The organism is Helicobacter sp. WB40 (assembly GCF_027859275.1).
Classification (GTDB): Bacteria; Campylobacterota; Campylobacteria; order Campylobacterales; family Helicobacteraceae; genus Helicobacter_D; species Helicobacter_D ibis.
Map to the genome: position 1 here is coordinate 69,937 of NZ_JAQHXS010000006.1, position 20,126 is coordinate 90,062.

At 31.6% G+C, this 20,126-nt stretch carries 18 protein-coding genes, 1 other RNA gene and 1 pseudogene; 4 read left to right on the plus strand and 16 right to left on the minus strand.

Annotated elements, in window-relative coordinates; genetic code table 11:
- The first annotated feature begins 360 nt into the window (after nt 1-360).
- The 3 genes from ffs to PF022_RS05700 all read left to right on the plus strand — a co-directional run bounded on the left by ffs (nt 361) and on the right by PF022_RS05700 (nt 1,648).
- An RNA gene (gene ffs, locus PF022_RS05690) (signal recognition particle sRNA small type) lies at nt 361-458 on the plus strand.
- 294 nt (nt 459-752) lie between these two features.
- A complete protein-coding gene (locus tag PF022_RS05695) occupies nt 753-1,100 on the plus strand; it encodes a hypothetical protein (protein WP_271023125.1) in 348 nt (115 codons plus the stop codon).
- On the plus strand, nt 1,097-1,648 hold the full coding sequence (locus PF022_RS05700) for an ImmA/IrrE family metallo-endopeptidase (RefSeq protein ID WP_271023127.1): 552 nt from the start codon (nt 1,097-1,099) through the stop codon (nt 1,646-1,648). Before PF022_RS05695 ends, PF022_RS05700 begins: the two co-directional genes overlap by 4 nt.
- Before the next feature lie 419 nt (nt 1,649-2,067).
- On the opposite strand, the pseudogene PF022_RS05710 reads toward PF022_RS05700, so the two are convergent.
- The 5 genes and pseudogenes from PF022_RS05710 to serS form a co-directional block, all read right to left on the minus strand.
- A pseudogene (locus tag PF022_RS05710) lies at nt 2,068-5,817 on the minus strand (type IIG restriction enzyme/methyltransferase).
- Nucleotides 5,818-5,924: 107 nt separating this feature from the next.
- A complete protein-coding gene (guaB, locus tag PF022_RS05715) occupies nt 5,925-7,373 on the minus strand; it encodes an IMP dehydrogenase (protein ID WP_271023132.1) in 1,449 nt (482 codons plus the stop codon).
- Nucleotides 7,374-7,382: 9 nt separating this feature from the next.
- A complete protein-coding gene (gatA, locus tag PF022_RS05720; RefSeq protein WP_271021498.1) occupies nt 7,383-8,723 on the minus strand; it encodes an Asp-tRNA(Asn)/Glu-tRNA(Gln) amidotransferase subunit GatA in 1,341 nt (446 codons plus the stop codon).
- Between the two features lie 46 nt (nt 8,724-8,769).
- Nucleotides 8,770-11,148 carry a tetratricopeptide repeat protein gene (locus PF022_RS05725; RefSeq protein ID WP_271023133.1) on the minus strand — a complete coding sequence of 793 codons (2,379 nt, stop codon included), beginning with the start codon at nt 11,146-11,148 and terminating at the stop codon, nt 8,770-8,772.
- A gap of 4 nt (nt 11,149-11,152) precedes the next feature.
- Complete coding sequence (gene serS / locus PF022_RS05730) at nt 11,153-12,433, minus strand: serine--tRNA ligase (RefSeq protein ID WP_271023134.1); 1,281 nt, start codon at nt 12,431-12,433, stop codon at nt 11,153-11,155.
- 97 nt (nt 12,434-12,530) lie between these two features.
- On the opposite strand from serS, the gene PF022_RS05735 reads away from it, so the two are divergent.
- The gene (locus PF022_RS05735) at nt 12,531-12,746 is read left to right on the plus strand and encodes a hypothetical protein (RefSeq protein WP_271021394.1); all 216 of its coding nucleotides are present in this window, start codon (nt 12,531-12,533) and stop codon (nt 12,744-12,746) included.
- Here PF022_RS05735 and PF022_RS05740 read toward each other — a convergent pair.
- The 11 genes from PF022_RS05740 to PF022_RS05790 are packed head-to-tail and all read right to left on the minus strand — an operon-like array spanning nt 12,743 to nt 20,104.
- Complete coding sequence (locus PF022_RS05740; protein WP_271023135.1) at nt 12,743-14,086, minus strand: MATE family efflux transporter; 1,344 nt, start codon at nt 14,084-14,086, stop codon at nt 12,743-12,745. The two genes, PF022_RS05735 and PF022_RS05740, sit on opposite strands and share 4 nt — an antisense overlap.
- Nucleotides 14,079-14,630 (minus strand): class I SAM-dependent methyltransferase, encoded by a 552-nt coding sequence (locus tag PF022_RS05745; protein WP_271021392.1) that lies wholly within the window; start codon nt 14,628-14,630, stop codon nt 14,079-14,081. The genes PF022_RS05740 and PF022_RS05745 overlap by 8 nt, the downstream gene beginning before the upstream one ends.
- Entirely contained in the window at nt 14,623-15,495 is an 873-nt protein-coding gene (locus tag PF022_RS05750) for a carbon-nitrogen hydrolase (protein ID WP_271021497.1), read from the minus strand. Before PF022_RS05750 ends, PF022_RS05745 begins: the two co-directional genes overlap by 8 nt.
- Nucleotides 15,496-15,503: 8 nt before the next feature.
- A complete protein-coding gene (locus tag PF022_RS05755; protein ID WP_271021391.1) occupies nt 15,504-15,662 on the minus strand; it encodes a hypothetical protein in 159 nt (52 codons plus the stop codon).
- Between the two features lies 1 nt (nt 15,663).
- Entirely contained in the window at nt 15,664-16,335 is a 672-nt protein-coding gene (locus PF022_RS05760; protein WP_271021390.1) for a ThiF family adenylyltransferase, read from the minus strand.
- Complete coding sequence (surE, locus tag PF022_RS05765; RefSeq protein ID WP_271021389.1) at nt 16,328-17,107, minus strand: 5'/3'-nucleotidase SurE; 780 nt, start codon at nt 17,105-17,107, stop codon at nt 16,328-16,330. The genes PF022_RS05760 and surE overlap by 8 nt, the downstream gene beginning before the upstream one ends.
- On the minus strand, nt 17,107-17,976 hold the full coding sequence (locus PF022_RS05770) for a polyprenyl synthetase family protein (protein WP_271023136.1): 870 nt from the start codon (nt 17,974-17,976) through the stop codon (nt 17,107-17,109). Before PF022_RS05770 ends, surE begins: the two co-directional genes overlap by 1 nt.
- The gene (locus PF022_RS05775; RefSeq protein ID WP_271021387.1) at nt 17,945-19,006 is read right to left on the minus strand and encodes a DUF7488 domain-containing protein; all 1,062 of its coding nucleotides are present in this window, start codon (nt 19,004-19,006) and stop codon (nt 17,945-17,947) included. Before PF022_RS05775 ends, PF022_RS05770 begins: the two co-directional genes overlap by 32 nt.
- Entirely contained in the window at nt 19,006-19,317 is a 312-nt protein-coding gene (locus PF022_RS05780; protein ID WP_271021386.1) for a YbaB/EbfC family nucleoid-associated protein, read from the minus strand. The genes PF022_RS05775 and PF022_RS05780 overlap by 1 nt, the downstream gene beginning before the upstream one ends.
- Complete coding sequence (gene panD, locus PF022_RS05785; protein WP_407081415.1) at nt 19,310-19,666, minus strand: aspartate 1-decarboxylase; 357 nt, start codon at nt 19,664-19,666, stop codon at nt 19,310-19,312. Before panD ends, PF022_RS05780 begins: the two co-directional genes overlap by 8 nt.
- Before the next feature lie 54 nt (nt 19,667-19,720).
- A complete protein-coding gene (locus PF022_RS05790; RefSeq protein WP_271021496.1) occupies nt 19,721-20,104 on the minus strand; it encodes a thiamine-phosphate pyrophosphorylase in 384 nt (127 codons plus the stop codon).
- Nucleotides 20,105-20,126: the final 22 nt, after the last annotated feature.

Here is a 20,126-nt window from a genome sequence, read left to right on the forward strand (position 1 = left end):
GTGTCTGTGTGTCTGTGTGTCTGTGTGTCTGTGTGTCTGTGTGTCTGTGTGTCTGTGTGTCTGTGTGTCTGTGTGTCTCCACGCCATTCCTTTTTTTTTGGCGTTATTATAATAATTTAGTAAAAAATAATCAAAATAGATTTTTTGGGTTTTAGTTGGCTGTTTATAAATATTTCAATATTTATACTATTTTTTAAAGTTTAGTATTATTAAATGGATCAAAGTGCTTGGAATGGATAAAAAAGCACCACTTCTTAAAATGCAGTATCAAAAAGAGGTAGAAAAGATAAGTATAGGTTCAGAGTTTAAGATTAATTAATATAAGCTTTATAAAACATAGCATATAATTCTAGTTGCCTCTCTTGAGACTTGTGCAATTGGTTTCTTGGGTAATGCTTCAGGGTGGGAACACAGCAGAGCGCCTAAGTTATCGATGTGCCGCAAGTATCTTAAGGGAGGTTTTTATCTTCTGGTTTCTTGCATTTTCTTTAATCTAATTTGGCACTATGGAATTTTTTCGTGCGGTTTTTTGGAGTTAAAAGCAATTAAGCCTATTGCTATTACATAAGATGTAATTAAAACTCTCAAAGACAATGTTTGAATTTATCTTGAAATTTCAATATTTTTTATCAAGGTGATATTGTTGTTATATGCCACTACTATAATAATATAAAGTTTAAACAATTATTTGATTGTCTCTGACTTTTTTGATACAATGTGACAAATCATAAAATGAAGTGATGGGGCAATAAATGCAAAACAATTTGAGCAATGATGATATTATTGCGTTGGCGAGTTCTTATATGTCTTACGCAAATCTTTTTATCGTTATTGCTACACTTATCATTGCTTTTATCACAATATGCTTAACTATTTATTATAATAGAGACAAGAAGAGGATAATCAATGAAACGACTCGTAATATTTTAAATAAAATTGCCGATGATGAACAAATGAGGAATACTTTTGTTGAGAAAATTTTAGAGAATGAGGATTTTAAACAAGAGTTTGAAAGAATGGTAGATATACACATAAGCGATAAAATGGGTAGACTTGTAGATGAAAATAAAGAAAAATCAAGCATAGGAGGTTTAAAATGAATTGGACAAATATAAAAAATAAATCCCCTTATGAAATTTTAGAAATGCTTCAAATGAATGAGCCGCCTTTTAACCCTTTTGATATTGCAAGAAGGCTGAATCTTAATGTTAAAACAACGCTTGATTACGATAAGTTGGATACAGAAGGTCAAATTAGTGTAAATGAGAATAATGAGCCAGAGATTTGGATAAATCCTATAAAAAGTGAAGCAAGACAACGATTTACTTTAGCACACGAGATTGGACATTTGGCAAATGATGTTTTACCAGAGATTGATAATCCTATTGTTGATAAATATGAGACTTTGTATCGTAGCAACGCTTATGGAGGTATAGAAACAAGAGCAAATAAATTTGCTGCTAAGCTTCTTATGCCTTTAAAACCAATAGAACAATTTATAGAGGAACAAAGAAGTGAGAATTCTAATCTACGTGCTAAAGAGGCAATTGAGCTTATCGCTGCCAAATTTGAAGTTTCAAAACAGGCTGTATTTCATAGACTTCAAAATATAGGGCTTATTGCACCTGATTATAAATATCCTTTTTAGTTAATAGATTTAAAATCTAGTTTTTAGCAATTTGCTTTTGTATTTAGAAAATTCAAATTTATAATATTGGCTGTGTTTAGAATTGCTTTCCTCAAACTTTGGAATTTTGTTTATTATTTTTAAAATCACGTTATATTTTATAGTCTTTAATATTTTAATAATTAACAATAAAAGACAATCTATTCTATAATTATAAATTTCTTTTTCATTAAAAAACGAACTTCTTAAATAGCGAGTCTACTATGCATTTATAGGGCTTTATCCATTGGTTATTTTGAGTGTGCCCTATTGATACTATTTCTTTGCCAACCCTAATAAATTTCTGCCCCTCTGATTCAGCTTTACACAATGCAGTAAGCAATAAATATTTTATATATTTAACAAAAGAATATCTCCTACGCCTGTAATTGTTCCAATACTTATGAATGATAAATGAAATTGCATTTATTTCCTTCTATGATTTTTATCTCATCATTGGTTAAATTATACAATTGATACACTAGATTATCGATTTTAGATTCTAGCTCTTTGGTATCTTTTGTTGGGTCTTTGGCTTTGGAATCTAAAATTTGTTCTACTAGGCTTATTATCTCATCGCTTAAGGCCTTGTTTGTAGAATCTATTTTTGGGATAGGGATATTTAATAAAGGCTCTTTGTCTATTTGATAATTATTGCCCTGCATTTTTCCTTTGTGTTTTAACCAAAATGCGATAAGTTTTGAATTTAAAATAGCAGTTAAATATTTTGTATCAATTTTTTGAGTTTTTATAATATAAAAAGTAGCCGACACATAACAATCAAAGTCAACATAACTAAACTTGGGTTCACCTACGCATTTTCTAAGTGCGATAATTCTAGAACTTCCTGTAAAAAACCTTTCGTCTCTTGCTCTATGTAGTCCATAAGGTTTATTGTCTGAAGTAATGACTTTTTGAAATCTATCTAGATGCTTTTTTAAATTTGGATAATTATCCATAGAGTTTGGCTTCTTAAATGAAGAATTTGTATATATAACCCAAAAATTATTATTTTTTTCAACAAAATATTTCTTTATATCATCACTTTCGTAAATAGGCTTTAAAAGACTTTTTTCAAACTCTAGAAGTTGCAATTGTTTCAATTCTTCTTTTGTTAGTTTTTGAATACCCTGACCAATACAAAAACCCTCTCCCAAAATCCCTAAAGATTTTTTATTTACATTTTCTTGCGGATAAACTATCCCTTGTGCCACTTCACTTTCTTTAAGATAAAAATTTCCATATTTTTGAATCTTATTAAAAATCTCTTCATAATCATTCTTTGTAAAATTTAGAGTTTTACCTATAAAATCTTTTGGAGAAAAATTTATTTCTAAGATTTCGTTATTTTTGGATTCTTTGTTGTTTAAAATATCTTGTAAGTCTTCATAAGTTGGGGTTTTGGTCGTGATTTTTGCAAAATGGAATTTATAATTTTTAGGTGGCTTTGTTTTTTGAAATTGCATTATCATTGTTTGGATACTTGCAGAATCAAACACCATAAAAGAGTTAAAATCAATAAGACTTAAAATTTTAGATTCTTCTAAAACTATATTGCGTAATTTTTTAGCCCCTGAATTTGTAGTCCAATTATTTGTAACGATAAACGATAAAAAGCCATTTTTCTTTAATATGTCAAATCCACGACCCACAAAATGATATCAAATGTCCATTTTGCCTTGATAGGTTCTTAAGTTTTTTGTATTTGCAAAAAGCTCTTTATTATCACTTTCTTTAATATAAGGCGGATTGCCAATTATTAGATCAAAGCCTTTAAAATCTCCACTCTCATCTAGTGCTTCTGGGAATTCAAATCTCCATTCAAATGGTTTGTTTGATTCTAGATTAAAGATAGAGTTGTATTTGTCTTGTAGTTTTGCAAAGTCGATTTGTGTTTCTTTCTCATCAAACTCGAGGAAAAATCCCGCTTTGACATAGATAGAGAGATCTTTGTCGTCTTTGGCTATGTAGTTGCCGTATTTTTGACTATATATATCGCACTCTTTTTCAAAAGCTTTGATTTCTTTTTTGAACTTATCTCTAAAGCAGAATTTTTTGAATGCTTCTTTTAGGTTTTTGATGTCTTTATCTATGTCGGCTTTGCTTGTGTAGAATCCTTGCTTATAGTTTGAGACAGATTTTTTGTAGTCTTCCATTTTTTGCTTAATGTTTGGGTGGTGGCTAAGGCTTTGAGTTATATCAAAATAAGAGATAAGGGAATTACCGCATTTGATATTTATATCTATATTTGGCAGGGTTTGGAGGGTGTTTGTGTTGTCTGTATCATCAAAGATATAGTAGCTATATTTCAATAACTCTATCCAAAGGCGTAGCTTTGTGATTTCACAAGAATTTGGATTTATATCCACACCAAAGAGGCAGGATTCTATTATTTCTTTTTTTAAGTGGAATAGTTCTTTTTGGATTTGGTGCTGTGGCTCATTCTCATCGCTTGGGCGTGTGTAGCTAAATATATCTCCATTTTGTCTTATTACTATTTCATCATTTTCTAGCTTTAGCGTGGTTTTGAAATCTAGTGAATCTAGCAATCCTATTTCATATGCGATAAGCACGATTTCGTTTAGCGCAGAGACTAGAAAATGTCCGCTTCCTACTGCTGGATCGCATATTTTTAGGCTAAGGAGGGTTTGGAGTAATGATTCTTTAGATATGTTTTGCTCTCTAGCTATGTGGAGTATGTCTTTTAAGTTTTTTGCATTCCAGCTAAATGCTTCATTGAATCTATTAAGTATAATTTGCGTTATACTCTCTTTACACATATAGCTTGTAATAAAGCTAGGTGTGTAAAAGCTCCCTTCTTTATAGCCATTTAGCTTCTCAAACACAAGTCCTGGCACAGATGAGTTTATGAGTTTGTCGTGGTTTATCTTAATGTTATCTTGTATATCTTTTGGTGTGGTGGTGAAACTATAAGCATTTAAGAATCTAAATAGATATTCTAAGAGTGGCAATGATCCTTGCGTGTCTTTTAGGATTGATTTTTTGTAAAGTTCTAGTGGTTTAGAATCTAAAAGCTTTATCTCTTTGCCCTCTTTTTCTAGTTCGCTTTTGCCAAAAAGACTTGAGTTAAGATAAGGGATAGATTGCAGTGCTTTAGGTATGGTGCTGTTTCTATCCTTTTGCCTTATGGCTAATACTTCAAAAAACAATGAATTTAGCGTCCTAAAGTCTGGTATATCTTCATGGTTTAGAAATGGTTTATCAAAGTGCTTGAAAGAAATAAGCATAGATTCTAAAAGCCGTAAAAATAAAATGCGGTTATTCCATAGAGTGATGAGGCTAAATATCTTTTCAAAATCTTGTTCTATGTCTAGCCCTAGATTCTCTCTTATGACATAGCTTAGTGTGTTTGGTGTTGAGCTAAGCTTGATTAGTTTATTGCTTCCATCTTCTTTTAACCCTAAAATATAGAGTAGCTCTTCATAGAAATTTTGATTAAGCACATTGCTATCAAAGTTGGATTCTCTGCCAAGTAGCATATGAGGGCTAAAGATCTGATAGAGTAGGGTAGTATCTGTATCTTTGATGGTAAAATGTGTGAAGATTATTTCTGTATCTAATTTGTTTATAATATCTTTTGCTTTTTTGTAGAAAGTTTGTGTTCTTTTGTTATTTACATCTGCATCGCCTACATCTTTGTAGTGTTTTTGTATATCTTTGTTTTGATAGAGTTTTTCAAAGTATTTTGATTTTATTATATAAAATGTATCTATGGTGCATAGAGATATGAATTTTATATGATTATTTCCTTGCTCCCTTTCTCTTATGTAATATAGTAAGCTTTCATAGAATGCTTTTGAATCTAGTGTGTTTTGAGATTTTGGGAATTCTTTTTTATTGGCTACTAATTTTACTTCAAAGAATGTTTTTACTTCGTCATTTTCATATATGGCAAGATCTATTCTTTGTTTTGTATTTATTTTTGGGTAGCTAAATGCTTGTTTTAAAAAATCTGCAAAAAGATTTTTTTGAAATTCCTCACTCTCGCTCGTATCTTTTGTTGTTTGTTTTTGGCATTCTCTTAAGAAGTTATTTAGATGTTTTTGGAATCTTTTTAGAGATTCTTTTGTAGGTATGGGTAGGTTATAATCTTTTAGAAATATATTTAGAGGTATTTTGCTATATACCATGTTTATTCCTTGTATTGTAGAAATGAATTCCCAAAATTCTTTGATTGGTTTTTAGTGTTAGAATACAGCATAGCATATAAGCTACCTGTATTTAGATATATTAAGGATTAGTTTATATGATAGTTTGGTGCTTCTTTTGTGATCATTACATCATGCACATGAGATTCTCTAAGTCCGCTTTGTGTGATTTCTACAAATTCAGCTTTATCCCATAGTGTCGTTATGTCTTTTGCACCTAGATAACCTAAAGAAGCAGAGATTCCACCTACCATTTGATATACTATATCAGCAATCTTTCCTCTATAAGGAACTCTACCTTCTATACCCTCTGGGACTAACTTTTCTCGTGCTACACCTTCTTGGAAATATCTATCAGAGCTACCCCTATTCATAGCGCCCAAACTTCCCATTCCTCTATAACTCTTATATTGTCTTCCTTGATAGATTATCATCTCTCCCGGAGATTCTTCTGTCCCTGCAAACATACTTCCTATCATAACGCTACTTGCTCCTGCCGCAAGGGCTTTTGCTATATCACCAGAGTATTTTATCCCACCATCTGCTATTAGTGGCACCCCATTTTTGTGACATACTTCAGCTACATCAGCTATTGCAGTTATTTGTGGCACTCCAACTCCAGCTACGATTCTAGTTGTGCATATGCTTCCCGGTCCAATTCCAACCTTTACTCCATCAGCACCAGCATCAATAAGGGCCTCTGCGGCTTTGCTTGTGGCTATATTTCCAACTATTACATCTACTACTAGATCTTTTTTAATTTTCTTTAGAGTTTCTATTATTCCATAGCTGTGTCCATGTGCAGAATCTAGCACTAATACATCAGCTCCAGCTTCAACTAATGCATATGCTCTATCAAATTGATTAACACCAATTGCAGCACCAACACAAAGTCTGCCGAAGTCGTCTTTGTTTGATCTTGGATATTCTATTCTTTTTTGTATGTCTTTTATTGTTATTAGTCCTTTTAGAATCCCGCTTTCATTTACTATTGGAAGCTTTTCTATTTTGTTTTTATTCATTATTTCTTTTGCTTCTTCTAAGCTTACGCCAACTTGTGCTGTAATTAGAGGTGCTTTTGTCATTACCTCTTTTACTAATCTATTTAAATCTATCTCAAACCTTATGTCTCTATTTGTTAGGATTCCTATTAGGCTACCGCTATCATCTACTACTGGTACACCGGAGATTTTGTAAGAATCTGTAATTTCTTTAGCTTGTTGAAGTGTAGAATCTGGGCTTATATATATTGGATCTAGTATTACACCACTTTCACTTTTTTTGACCTTTTTTATTTGTTCTGCTTGGGATTTCTCGTCCATATTTTTATGTATGATACCTATGCCACCAAGCCTTGCCATTGCTATTGCGGTTTTGTATTCTGTAACTGTATCCATTGCGGCTGATACTAGAGGTATATTTAGTTTTATATTCTTGCTTAACTTGGTGCTTAGAGATACTTCTTTTGGTAATACTTCAGAATATGCAGGGACTAATAATACATCTTCAAATGTTAATGCTCTTGCTCTTATTTTCATTGCTTCTCCTTATTTTATTGATTGTTCCAAATTTAATGCAAGATCTAGAATCTTTTGCTCATCAAAAGCATTTCCTATTAGCTGCATACCAATTGGTAATCCATTATCTTCACATACAGGAAGTGAGATAGCAGGAAGTCCAGCCAGATTAACTCCTATAGTGTATATATCTTCTAAATACATTTGTAGTGGAGTTTTAATATCATCAAAGCCAAATGCAATACTAGGTGTAATAGGAGATAATATCGCATCACACTCGCTTAATATTTCATTGTATTGTCTTGCAATTAGTGTTCTAACTTTTTGTGCCTTTATATAGTATGCATCGTAATATCCGCTACTAAGAACAAATGAACCAAGCAAGATTCTTCTTTTTACTTCTTCGCCGAATCCTTGTGATCTAGTTTTTATGTATAGTTCTTTTAGGTTATTTATATCTTTTGCTCTATTGCCATATCTAACACCATCGAATCTTGCTAGATTTGAACTTGCTTCAGCTGTGCATATTATGTAATATGCAGAGATTATATAGCTTGTATCTAGCATTTCTTTTTCTACTATTTTATGTCCATTTTTACTTAGAATGTCTATTGTATTTTGATATGCATTTTGTATGTTTGCTTCTGCATCTTTTAGCAATGAAGGCATGATAGCGATTGTCATTTTATTGTTTGGGTTTAGATTTTTAAATGTATTTGTAGATTCTAGCTTTGCAGAAGTTGAATCTAAACTATCATAACCACTTATAGCGTCAAATAAAATAGCACAATCTTCCACATTTTGTGTAATTGGTCCTATTTGATCTAAACTTGAGCTATATGCTACTAGTCCATATCGGCTAACTCTTCCATATGTTGGTTTTAGTCCTACACAACCACAAAAACTAGCGGGTTGCCTAATGCTTCCACCAGTATCGCTTCCTAGTGCGGCTATTGCAATGCCTCCTGCGACCGCAGCAGCACTTCCTCCGCTACTTCCACCTGGGACTTTGCTTTTGTCTTTTGGGTTTAGTGTTTTTCCATAGCAACTACTAGCAGTGGTGCTTCCCATAGCAAATTCGTCCATGTTGGTCCTGCCAAATGGAGAGAGTCTATTTTTTAGCATATTAGAAATTGCAGTTGCATTATAAGGTGCGATATATCCTTTTAGTATATTGCTAGAGCATGTAATTTCCCAATTTTTTACATTTATATTATCTTTAATGGCTATTGGAACTAGACTATCTTCATAGTCTAAAATCTCTCCTACATAAGCGTTTAGATCACTATTTTTTATTTTTTCTTTTAAGGTTGCTTTTAGTTGTAGTATTTCATCTTTATCTAGTTGTAGTGCTTCTTTTAGGGTTGGAATACTCATTTTGGAATCTCCATTGTAAAATTCTGGAATTATAACAAATTTATAGTTTATTGCCTTGCAATAGTTGTGAAGTATCTATTTTGAAATCAAAATATTGCGAAGCAGTTTTTAAATCCCCTATACGAGAGAATTGAGAGACCGCAGCATTTAGATTTTGATCTTGTAGATATAAGATACCATTTGCGATTCTTGTCTCATAGTTTGTTGGTGATTCTAGCTTTGATAATTGCAATAGTGCTGCTGCATTTTCAATATGTCCAGCACCTATTGCTGCAACTGATGTTAGAAATAGAGTTTGAGTGTCATTTTCTTTAAAGTCATCTATAAGACTATTGTATAAGGTAAAGGCTTTTTCAAATTCTTGTAGATATATATATGTTAGAGCTAATGCTTGAATCACACCTCTTGCTTCATTTTGTTCTGTTATTAGTCTATAATCTAGGTCTTGTTGCACATAGTGTAGAGTTCCTATTATATGTGCTACTTTGACATACATTTCTCTAACTACTGCAGGTCCGTAATATATTGGTTCTTTATTTATTGTTTTATCTTGATAGTAGTTTTGGAGTTTTAATGATAAGGCTTTTGGATCATCTTCATAATTAATTGCTAATAGTTCAAGTAGGTTTGTTAGAGGATCTTTTGGCATTATTTCTTTTAGATTTGTAGCTGATTGTATCATTAGGCTTTTGTCGTTTAGTTCTATTGCTTGTGCTAGATTTAGTGCATAGTGTATTGCTTTATTGCTTTTTTTATCTTCTAGGAATTCGAGTGGCACTGGGATTCCATTTCTTGCGTAGTTTAGCATAGCTTGAGTAAATTCTTGCTCGTTTTTATCGGCTTCATAGTTTGATATTTCTCTTCCTAACTCATTTTCTAATCTTTGAGTATCCCTATATGTTAGCTTTGCAGTTATTAATGCAAATATTCCAGTTTGGACATCTTTAGGATTTAGGTGGAATGAACGTATAAAGTGCTGATATGCTTTGTCAAAATCACCCATTTGAGCATAATTTACCCCCAAGTTGTAGTGCAAAATCGAATGGTTTGGATATTGGTTGGATACTGCTTGAAGTAGCTTGTTTGCATTTCGTATATTTCCATTTAGTGTTTCTAATATTGCATTTGCGATGTTTCTATTTACCCTTGATATTGTATTTCCTCTAAGCAATACTTCTTTTGCTTCATTTAGATTTTCTATATTTATATTAATCCCACCTTCAGCTATTATGTTAAATGCCTCTTTAGCATCAAAAACTTTGTATGGTGCAAAGTAAAAAATAATTTCATAAGAATTTAGTTTTAGTCCTTTAAATTCAGACCAGAATCTTTTTTGTGCTACATTTACATCAAAGAAATCTTTTCTTAGAGTGATTTGTATTGGGTATGGATTATCTTTTATTGCTTCTTTATTATCAGAGTATTTAGCTAGAATTGATCCTGCAGCACCAAATTCTGCTAGTTTTAATTTTATTAGTGCTAAAGCCATGTTTGATTGTAGTGTTTCCCCAAAAGCACCTATTGATTGCAATAATAAATTGTTTGCTTCTTCATATCCTCCGATTCTTGCATAAAGTAATGCTAGGTTAAACCAGTTTTCAGAATCAGAAGAGTGTTTGCTTAGATATTCGATTGCTTTTTTGTCATTATTAAAATAAGAATAAAGTGAAGCTAACATGTAGTTACTTTCTTCATCATAATATTGAGAACTTCTGTTTGTAAGTGGTGATATAGCTTCTATGTAGTTTTTATTATAGTATTGTGTTAGGGCATATAAATATGAGTATATTTTAAGATTTCCAGAATATGGCAAGTAAGCTTGTGCTAATTGTAGATAATAATTTTGTGTTAGTGGTTCTTTTAGGTATAGTGCCGATACAGAGGCATTTATTGCGCTAGCTACTCTATCATCACCAAGTGTTATTGTTGATTGGAATGATAATATTGAATCTTTATATGATTTTTCTTCCATTTGTGCTACACCTAAATTATAGCTAGATAGTGCTTCAGAGTAGTTTGAGATTTTTCCATATAAATCTAGTGCTTCTCTTTTGTTTCCTGTTGTATATAGGAAGTTTGCTTTTTTGATTAGATTTTCTAAATCTTCAGCATTATTTATTATATCTTCACCTTTTTCTATTGAGAACTCTGGAGGTGCTATTTTTTCTATTGGCTTTGGTTGTTCTGTTTCATTTTTTAGGAAATGTCCTACTAAAAATATGAATCCCAAAATTAAAAATCCAAGCAATAAAGCTAGAAAAATTGTTAATTTTTTGTGTTCACTAAAGAATTTTGTTATTTTTTCTAGTTTGCTCGGTGGCTTTACTTCTTCTGGTTCTTTTTTTAGTATGTCTTGAAAGATATCAAAGTTATCACTAAGGTTATCATCAAGGCGTATTACATTATCATTATCAGCCATTTATTTACCTTAGATACTCTCTTAAGACTTCTGGTATTTGTATTTCACCATTTTCTGTTTGATAATTTTCCATGATGGCAACTAAAGTTCTGCCAACTGCTAAACTTGAGCCATTTAGCGTATGTGCTAGTATATTTTTTTTGTTTTCATCTTTGTATCTTATCTTAGCTCTTCTTGCTTGAAAGTCTCTTGTATTAGAAATGGAGCTAATTTCTCTATAACAATTTTGTCCTGGTAGCCACACTTCAATATCAATAGTATTGCTAGCACTAAAGCCTAAATCCCCACCGCATAATTGCACTAATCTATGTGGTAATCCTAAAGATTCTAGCAACAAAGAAGCACATGTAACCATTTTATCTTGCATTTCATCACTATCTTTTTGTGATGTTATTGCTACTAATTCTACTTTGTCAAATTGGTGTTGCCTTATTATCCCTCTTGTGTCCCTTCCAGCACTTCCTGCTTCTTTTCTAAAGCATGGTGTATATGCAGTCATCATTAGTGGTAGTTTGTTTATATCTATTATTTCATCATGATATAGATTTGTTAGCGTAACTTCTGCAGTTGGGATAAGATATAAATCATGTCCCTTTTTGGTGTCATCATCAAAAGTTGAATCTGAAATCTTAAATAAATCATTTTCGAATTTTGGTAGTTGTCCTGTTCCAAACATCATTTCTGAATTAACAATGGCTGGAGTTTGAATCTCATTAAAGCCATGCTTTGTATTAAAATCAAGCATATAATTAATAAGTGCTCTCTCTAATTTCGCACCAAGCCCCATAAATACGCTAAATCTGCTTTTAGCCAACTTAACGCCTCTTTCAAAATCTATCCAACCATTTATTTCTGCTAACTCCCAATGTTCTTTTGGAGTGAAGGAAAAACTCTTTGGAGTTAATACCTTTTTTATTTCTACATTATCATTTTCATCTTTGCCAAAAGGCGTCTTATTATCTGGTATGTTTGGGATTATATGAGATAAATTTTGTAGTTTTTCTTCTAGTGCGGTTACTTCTTTTAGTTCATTTGATATTTCTATTTTTAATTTGTCGCATTCTTCTTTTAGTAAATTTATATCTTTGCCTTCTTGTTTATATTGTGCAAACATTTTGCTTTTGGCATTTTGTGTAGCTTGTAGTTCTTCTAGTGATGTTTTTTTGTTTTTGTATGCTATGCTTGTTTCTTTTAGGGTGTTTAAAAAGTTTTTATCTATGTTTCGTTTTGATAATTCTTTAATTGTGCCTTCAAAGTTGTTTATTAGTAGTTTTAAATCAATCATAGATAATCCTAAATAGCAAGTTAATCGTAGAATTTTAACGAAAAATAGTTTAATTTTTTTGTATAATTTCACAAAAATTTTAAAGAGGGTATCAATAGTGGATAGCGTTGGAGATTTTATTACTATTTTAAGCATTATGGGCGTTGTTTCGCTTGTCATTATAGTTGCTACTATTATTTCTGTGGCTAAGAGTGGTGATAAACTTACTTCTTTTGAGAAGAAAGTTTTGATATTTGTTGCAATAGCCCTTTGTCTTGGTATTATGATGCTATATATCTTTTCTAATTTGGAAGTCTTTAAGGCAGCTTTTTAGAGTTTATGCCTCTTCCAAATTCCGCTTTGGAATATTTTCCAATACACAAATGCTCTTAAAAATGTCTCTAGTGTTATGCAGATATAAATGTATATAACTGGATATTTTAGTGTTGCTAAAAAATAGCAAGGCAAGATTCTTAACCCCCATATCATAAGACTATTTACAATTAGTGTTATTTTTGTGATACCAGCTCCTCTTAGAGCCCCATCTAATATACATATAAATGCAAATGGCACTTGAGAGATTCCAATAGGGATTAGGTAGCTTATACTTCCCTGTATGCTTTCTATTTCGTCTGTAAATATAGCGGATAGATAGTATGCAAAGCATGTCATGCAAAGCCCTATTATCCCCATAAATATGCTACCTAACAGAATAGTATTTAATGTGCTATATCGTGCTTCTAGTGGTTTTTTGGCTCCTAGATTCTGTCCCATAAGTGCCATAGCTGCTATCATAAAGCCAAAGCCAGGCATAAAAGCAAACCCCTCAATTCTAGTGGCTATTTGATAACCAGCTAGTGTATGAGTGCCATATATTGCAATTAATTTATTCATTAAAATAATTGAAAAAATTGTAAGCAATCTTTCAAAGCCCGATGGAATCCCTATTTTAAATGCTTTTTTAATGTATTCTAATTTTATTGTTTTACCAAATGTTACGGGACTTTTTTTGTAAAGCCACAATACAAAAAACAAAGAACAAGTCTCAATAACATTAATAATCAAACTAGCAATAGCAGCACCTTCAATTTCTAATCTAGGAATAATAAAGAAGCCAAAAATCAAACAATATTTCAATAACGGATTTATTAGAGTTATTATTATTTTTATAAAAAATGGAATCTTTGTAGCACCAGCTGCAGAAAATGCAGAGATGACTACTTGCTTTATTAGTAAAAGAGGGATTCCAAATAAAAGTATTTGTAAAAAATTATCGCCAATTTGCTGTGAAAATTCATCAACTCCAATCCAAGCAAAAAATGGCGTATAGCATAAAAAAGCCAAGCATGTAAGAGGTATTGATATAATTGCTGTTGCTAGTGTGATACTTGTTATTGTGTTATTTGCCTCTAGTGGATTTTTTGCCCCTAAGAATCTAGATACAAGAGCATTATTACCAACAAAAACTATTGTAGTAAATGCAAAAATAATCATCATATAGCTTAAGCTAACCCCAACACCAACAATAGTAGTAGCCCCAAAGCTACCAAGCATAATTAAATCTATGGATAAATTTATAATATCCAAAAGAGAGTTTAAGCCAGAGGGAATAGCTATGTTTAGTATTTTTTTGCTTCTTTGCTTTGAGTAAAAGTATAAAAACCTTCTAGCCACGCGCTACCAGTCTTGCCACCAATGTTGAATCATCATTTTTGTTTAATAAAGATTCTTCATAAAATAATATCTCTAAGTTTAAAAAAGCCCTTAAAAGTTCATTTTTGTGTAGCATGTGATTTATGTTTATTGGTGTGTTATTTGGTTTATTTATCACAAATGTCTCAAAAATTAATATTCCATTTTTCTTTAAAGACTTTGTAATTTGGGGAAATAGTCTTCTATCTAAAAAGAAACTATTTACAACTAGAGCATATTTGTTTTCTTCTATTATAAAATCATCTAAATCAACGCATATTGCGTTTATATTGTGTTGGTTCTTTAGGCTTTCTATTGCTGTGCTTGATATATCTATACTATCCACAATAAACCCACTATCACGCATAAAATATGAGTTTCTACCCATTCCACAAGCAATATCTAGTGCAACTTTATATTCACAATCTTGTGCTAGATGAATATAATTTTTTAATAGTTCCAATGGTGTTGTATTTGGGGGATTTTCCTTGTGCTTTTTATCCCACTTTTCTTTATCGCTAATCATCAAAACGCTTTAAAATACTAGAGTAAGCATCAATTCTTCTGTCTCTTAAAAATGGCCAGATTCTCCTTACTTCCTCGCTTCTATTTTTATCCCATGTGAAATATAATATCTCTTCTTTATCTATACTGCCTAATGCTAGAATCTCACCTTGTGCGTCAAATGCAAAACTAGAACCCCAAAATCTAATTCCATTTAACACCTTGCTCTTATCTTGTTCAAAGCCAACTCTATTTATAGCTACAACTGGGATTCCATTTGCAATAGCATGCCCTCTTTGAACAGAAATCCATGCTTCTCTTTGTCTATCTTTTTCTTCCTTGCTATCTTCGTCAAACCAGCCAATTGCTGTTGGGTATATTAAAATCTCTGCTCCTTTTAAAGCCATGATTCTTGCAGCTTCAGGATACCACTGATCCCAACAAATTAGCACCCCAAGTTTGCCTAAGCTTGTATTTATTGGTTCAAACCCTAAATCTCCGGGTGTGAAATAGAATTTTTCATAAAATCCCGGATCATCAGGTATGTGCATTTTTCTGTATTTCCCAGCTATTGTTCCATCATTTTCAAACACAACAGAAGTATTATGATATAGCCCACTAGTTCTTCTTTCAAATAGTGAGCTAACTAGCACGATATTATTATTTTTAGCTATTTCGCTAAAGTATTCACAATCTTTATCAAAATCTAATGCATAATCAAAAAAATCTACATTTTCACTTTGACAGAAGTATTCGCTTGTGTGCAATTCTTGTAATAAAACCAATTTTGCACCATTTTGCGCAGCTTCTTTTATCATTTTTGCTGTTAGTTTTAGCGTATTTGGCTTATCGCCTTTGTATGATTGTTGTATTAGAGCTACTTTTATGCCCTCCATTAATCATCATCTCCTTCATATTCAGAATCACTACTATCATAGTCATCTTCATCGTATAAAAAATTATTTTTATTTCCGTAATTTTCGTAATCATCGTCTTTATCTATATCTTCATAATCTTCATACTCTTCATCTTCGTATGGTTTTGTGTATATCATATTAACTCCTTAAAATAAATGATATTGCCTCACTTGCAAGTCTTAACCCAAAAGATGCAGTAACTCCGCTAAAACTTCCAAGCTCTTTACATTTTGGCACTTCTGGGCTAAAAGCAACATAAAAATCACCTCTAAAATTTGCCTTTTTTAATCCTTCTCTAAATTTTCTTGCAAACTTATCCCCATGACTTTTCCAAATGCTTGCAAATTCTATTTTTGAAGGGTCTAGCTTTTTTGCACTACCTGTTGATGATAGTAGTATGGGCATAGTTTTTATCTTTGGTTTATTTGCTATTTTTAGTGCTAGCAATATTTTTGCATTTATATCATCTATTGCATCAATTACTATGTCATAAGATTCGAAGTTAAAACTATTTATGAATTCTTCATCTACTTTAGAATCTATGGCGTTTATTCCTTGATATTTTTTTGCTAGGACTTCTACTTTTTTTTGTCCTACACCTTCAAGGGCTCCTATTTGTCTGTTTTGATTTGTTTCATCAAATTTATCATAATCAACTATACAAATATTTCCAATACCTGTCCTATAAAGGCAATCAAGTGCGAAACTTCCAACACCGCCAACACCAAGTAGTAGAACTTTAGAATCTTGTAGTTTTTTAAAACCATCATCTTTAAATAATAGTAGTGTTCTTGTGAATCTTTTATCCATTATTTATCCATTGTTTTAGTGTATTTATTTTATCTCTTGCCGTAAAGTCAAGTGTTATAGGAGTGATTGATACATAATTATCAAAGACTGCACTAAAATCTGAAGTCTCATCTCCTTCTCTTTCCTTCCAAGATAGTGGATGTAATCCAAGCCAATAATATTCTTCGCCTCTTGGATTTCTGTGTAGTTGTGCATCGTTGCCATACATTCTAATTCCAAGCTCTGTTATTTTAAATCCCTTGCACTCTTGTTTGGTTATTTGTGGGATATTTATATTTAAAAATTGTCTATTTGCTAATGGAAAACCACCTTCTAGGACTTTTTTGGCAAGTTTATAGATACTATCTTTTGCAAGGGCAAAGTCAAATCCAAAATGATTCTTATCCTTTAATACTTGTGATATTGCAATTGATGGAATATCATGTAATGCACCCTCCATAGCAGCAGCTGCAGTGCCTGAATAACTCACATCTTCTCCCATATTTGAGCCTATATTTATCCCACTTACTATTAAATCTGGTGGATTATCATATAGAGAATATAGTGATAAATAAACACAATCAGTTGGAGTTCCATTATCTAGCTTATAAAAATCATCATCTATTTTTATGAATCTAAGCGGGTGTGTTAAGCTCATTCCATGCCCACATGCTGACTTTTCTACTGCTGGGGCTACTACTACTACATGTCCTAGTGGAGATAGTGCTTCTTTTAGAGCTAGAAGACCCGGAGATTCATATCCATCATCATTTGTTATAAAAATTCTTTTCATTAAACCTCTTTTAGATATTTCTTTAAAATAATATTTAGTATTTCTTGTGAGTTTGTATTTAGCTTTTTTATCTTTGAATCTATTTTTGTTTTTAATTTTTCTAGCTCATATCTAGCACCTTCTAATCCTAAAAGATTCACATAGCTATTTTTGTTTGTATCGTTATTTGTTGTTTTTAATGCTTCTTTTTCACTTTGTGTTGAATCTATAATATCATCTCTAATTTGGAAAAATAAGCCTAGCAAGATTCCAAGTTTTTTTAATGTTTTTAGTGTTTTTTTATCTACATTTGCAATTGCTCCACCCATTTGCAAAGAGGCAGAAATTAGTTTTGCAGTTTTGTTTATGTGTATTGTTTTTAGTGATGATAGAGGTAATTTTTTTTCTTCAAAATAACAATCAAGTGCTTGTCCTAGCACCATGCCATAGATTCCACCATTTTTGCTTAATATTTTTACTAGCTTTATTTTTGTCTTCGGTTTTAGCTTTGCTTGTGATAGCAGGTAAAATGCGTAGGTATTTAATGCGTCTCCTATTAGTATTGCTCCTGCTTCGTCGTATTTTGTATGAAGTGTTTTTAAACCTCGCCTTAATGAAGCATTATCCATGCTTGGTAAGTCATCATGTATCAAAGAATATGTGTGTAATACCTCTAGTGCTAATGCTGGAAGGAATGCACATTGTATTTTGTGTGGTGCATAAGCTAAGACTATAGTCATTAATAGCTGTGGTCTAAATCTTTTACCACCGCCTAATACCATCTCCCATAATGCAGATTCATAATATGGGTGGAAACTCTCTATTTTTGGAGCATTTAGAGCTATGAAAGATTCAAAATCATCTAATGTATTCTGTAAAAGCGTTTTCATTTTGCGAATCTTTTGTATTAACTTCTATAAAAAATTGAAAATCATCTCTTGAAATAAGCCATTTTTGCTCACTATCTGGCATCTCTCCTAGCATTCTTATTATGTTGTTATATCCAGTTGGGACTTTTTTATTGTTTATTTGTATTATTTTATCTCCAACTTTTAGCTTATCAAATCCATTTTTAGCCGTTGATTCAACTCTTGTTATGACAAAATTATCAGATATTTCAATTCCGATTCTTGCTAGAAAATTTTCTGGTAATAGCATACCTCCCGTGCGTCTATCGACAACTACGAATGTATTTATTACATTATTATTCCTATTTATTCTAACTGGCACTTTACTGCCTTGTGGTAAATCAAAGACAACTCTGTTAAATGCTGCTAAATCAGGTATTGCCTCGCCATTTATAGCCATTATGATATCTCCATATGCAAATGGATTATTTTTAAAGAATGGATCTACGACATTTACCTCTATTAAACCTTCTTTGTTGCTAAATACTCTAATTCCTATATCCCCATAATAAATAGGATTATTTAAGAATCTATCTATATATCTTTTCTCTAAGAAGTAGTTATTTCCTATGCCAATTCCATATATATGGTCGCATATGGTTGATATTATTGAGCTATTAAATGTTGGGACATTTAAAGTAGCAAAATCAATTTGACTTTGTTGAAGTGTGCTTATTTTGCCACTAACGCTTTGTGTTGGGGTTATACTTGCTATTTCTTGCTCTAGTATATCACCATTTATTTCTCTTATATTAAGTGGTTTTAGTTTCTTTTTTGGTTTTAGAAGATACATTCCGACAAATGGGTCATGTTTTAGGATTGTGTATCCCCTTGGTGTTACCTTTGGCGAATAGTAAAAAAGAACAATTTCTCCATTATTATTTTTTAGTGCTACGCCATATTCTTTGCCAATTTTTTCCATTGATGAGGAAGCTTGTTTTTGACATACTCTAAAATCATACGCAAAAACACTTGTTATAGATAATAGAAAGCAAAATATTATTTTTAACATTACATACCCTTTAATCCACCAAGACCGATGTTATTCATCATATCCAGTGCCATACTTTTTCTATTTTGCTCAAAGCTCTTTAATGCATCATTAATTGCACTAATTAGCAATATTTGCATTGATTCTTTATCTTCTAGTAGAGAATCATCAATGGTAATATCAATTATCTCTCCATTTCCATTTACACTGACACTAACAAGCCCACCACCACTTTTAGCAGTAAATGTTAGATTTTTATTTTCTTCTTGTGCATTGCTGAATTGTTCTTGTAGGTTTTCTAGTGTTTTTAGTAAGTCTTGCGAATTAAACATGTTTTAAATCCTCTTTTATGTTGATTATTTTGTTGTTGCTATCTACTATTACTACTTTTGGTTTGTATGTTTTTAGTTCATCTTCTGTAAATGACGCATATGCTATTATTATTACTATATCATCTTTTTGAACCTTTCTCGCTGCAGCACCATTTAGACATATCTCTCCGCTTTTGCCCTCTATTACATATGTGGAGAATCTCTCACCATTATTTATATTTACTATATCTACCTTTTGTCCCTCAAGCAAGGAAGCTGCATTTATTAACTCTTTATCTATACTAATTGAGCCAACATAATTTAAATTTGCATCTGTTACTTTTGCTCGATGAATCTTGCTATATAGCATAGTCCTAACCACTACAAAACCACCTAAAAATTTATTTAAAGTTGCACAATTCTATCAAATTTTATTAAAAAATGTTAGTAATATTTGTTTTTCCAAAACATATAGTTCATATCTTATATTTTTAAAAGTTTCGCTATAAACTTTGTTTTCTAACTTATAAATTTCTTCTAGCACTCTTGATGACTCTTGTGTTCTTTTGAAATTTGCTATGATTATATTTTCTAGGCTTTCTCTTTGCATTTCATCATTTATACTTTCTTTTAATACATCATGTGTTGATTCTCTTTGTTTTATTATGTCTATGTAATTATCAATTTTACATTTATGTCGTAGGGTTTTTATCGAAGTTGCAAGGGCTTTGTTGTTAAAGCTATATCTAAGTATATCCTCTATAACTCTTAAGCCTTCTTTTAATCGATTGAGATTTGCATCTATGATTCTATGATTATTGCATAAATGA

Coding starts and splice junctions, on each gene's coding strand:
- panD (WP_407081415.1), bottom strand. CDS start 19,666: ATGCTATATAGCAAGATTCATCGAGCAAAAGTAACAGATGCAAATTTA.
- PF022_RS05780 (WP_271021386.1), bottom strand. CDS start 19,317: ATGTTTAATTCGCAAGACTTACTAAAAACACTAGAAAACCTACAAGAA.
- PF022_RS05745 (WP_271021392.1), bottom strand. CDS start 14,630: ATGATTAGCGATAAAGAAAAGTGGGATAAAAAGCACAAGGAAAATCCC.
- guaB (WP_271023132.1), bottom strand. CDS start 7,373: ATGAAAATAAGAGCAAGAGCATTAACATTTGAAGATGTATTATTAGTC.
- PF022_RS05770 (WP_271023136.1), bottom strand. CDS start 17,976: ATGAAAACGCTTTTACAGAATACATTAGATGATTTTGAATCTTTCATA.
- serS (WP_271023134.1), bottom strand. CDS start 12,433: ATGATTGATTTAAAACTACTAATAAACAACTTTGAAGGCACAATTAAA.
- surE (WP_271021389.1), bottom strand. CDS start 17,107: ATGAAAAGAATTTTTATAACAAATGATGATGGATATGAATCTCCGGGT.
- PF022_RS05775 (WP_271021387.1), bottom strand. CDS start 19,006: ATGTTAAAAATAATATTTTGCTTTCTATTATCTATAACAAGTGTTTTT.
- PF022_RS05695 (WP_271023125.1), top strand. CDS start 753: ATGCAAAACAATTTGAGCAATGATGATATTATTGCGTTGGCGAGTTCT.
- PF022_RS05760 (WP_271021390.1), bottom strand. CDS start 16,335: ATGGATAAAAGATTCACAAGAACACTACTATTATTTAAAGATGATGGT.
- PF022_RS05725 (WP_271023133.1), bottom strand. CDS start 11,148: ATGGCTGATAATGATAATGTAATACGCCTTGATGATAACCTTAGTGAT.
- PF022_RS05755 (WP_271021391.1), bottom strand. CDS start 15,662: ATGATATACACAAAACCATACGAAGATGAAGAGTATGAAGATTATGAA.
- PF022_RS05700 (WP_271023127.1), top strand. CDS start 1,097: ATGAATTGGACAAATATAAAAAATAAATCCCCTTATGAAATTTTAGAA.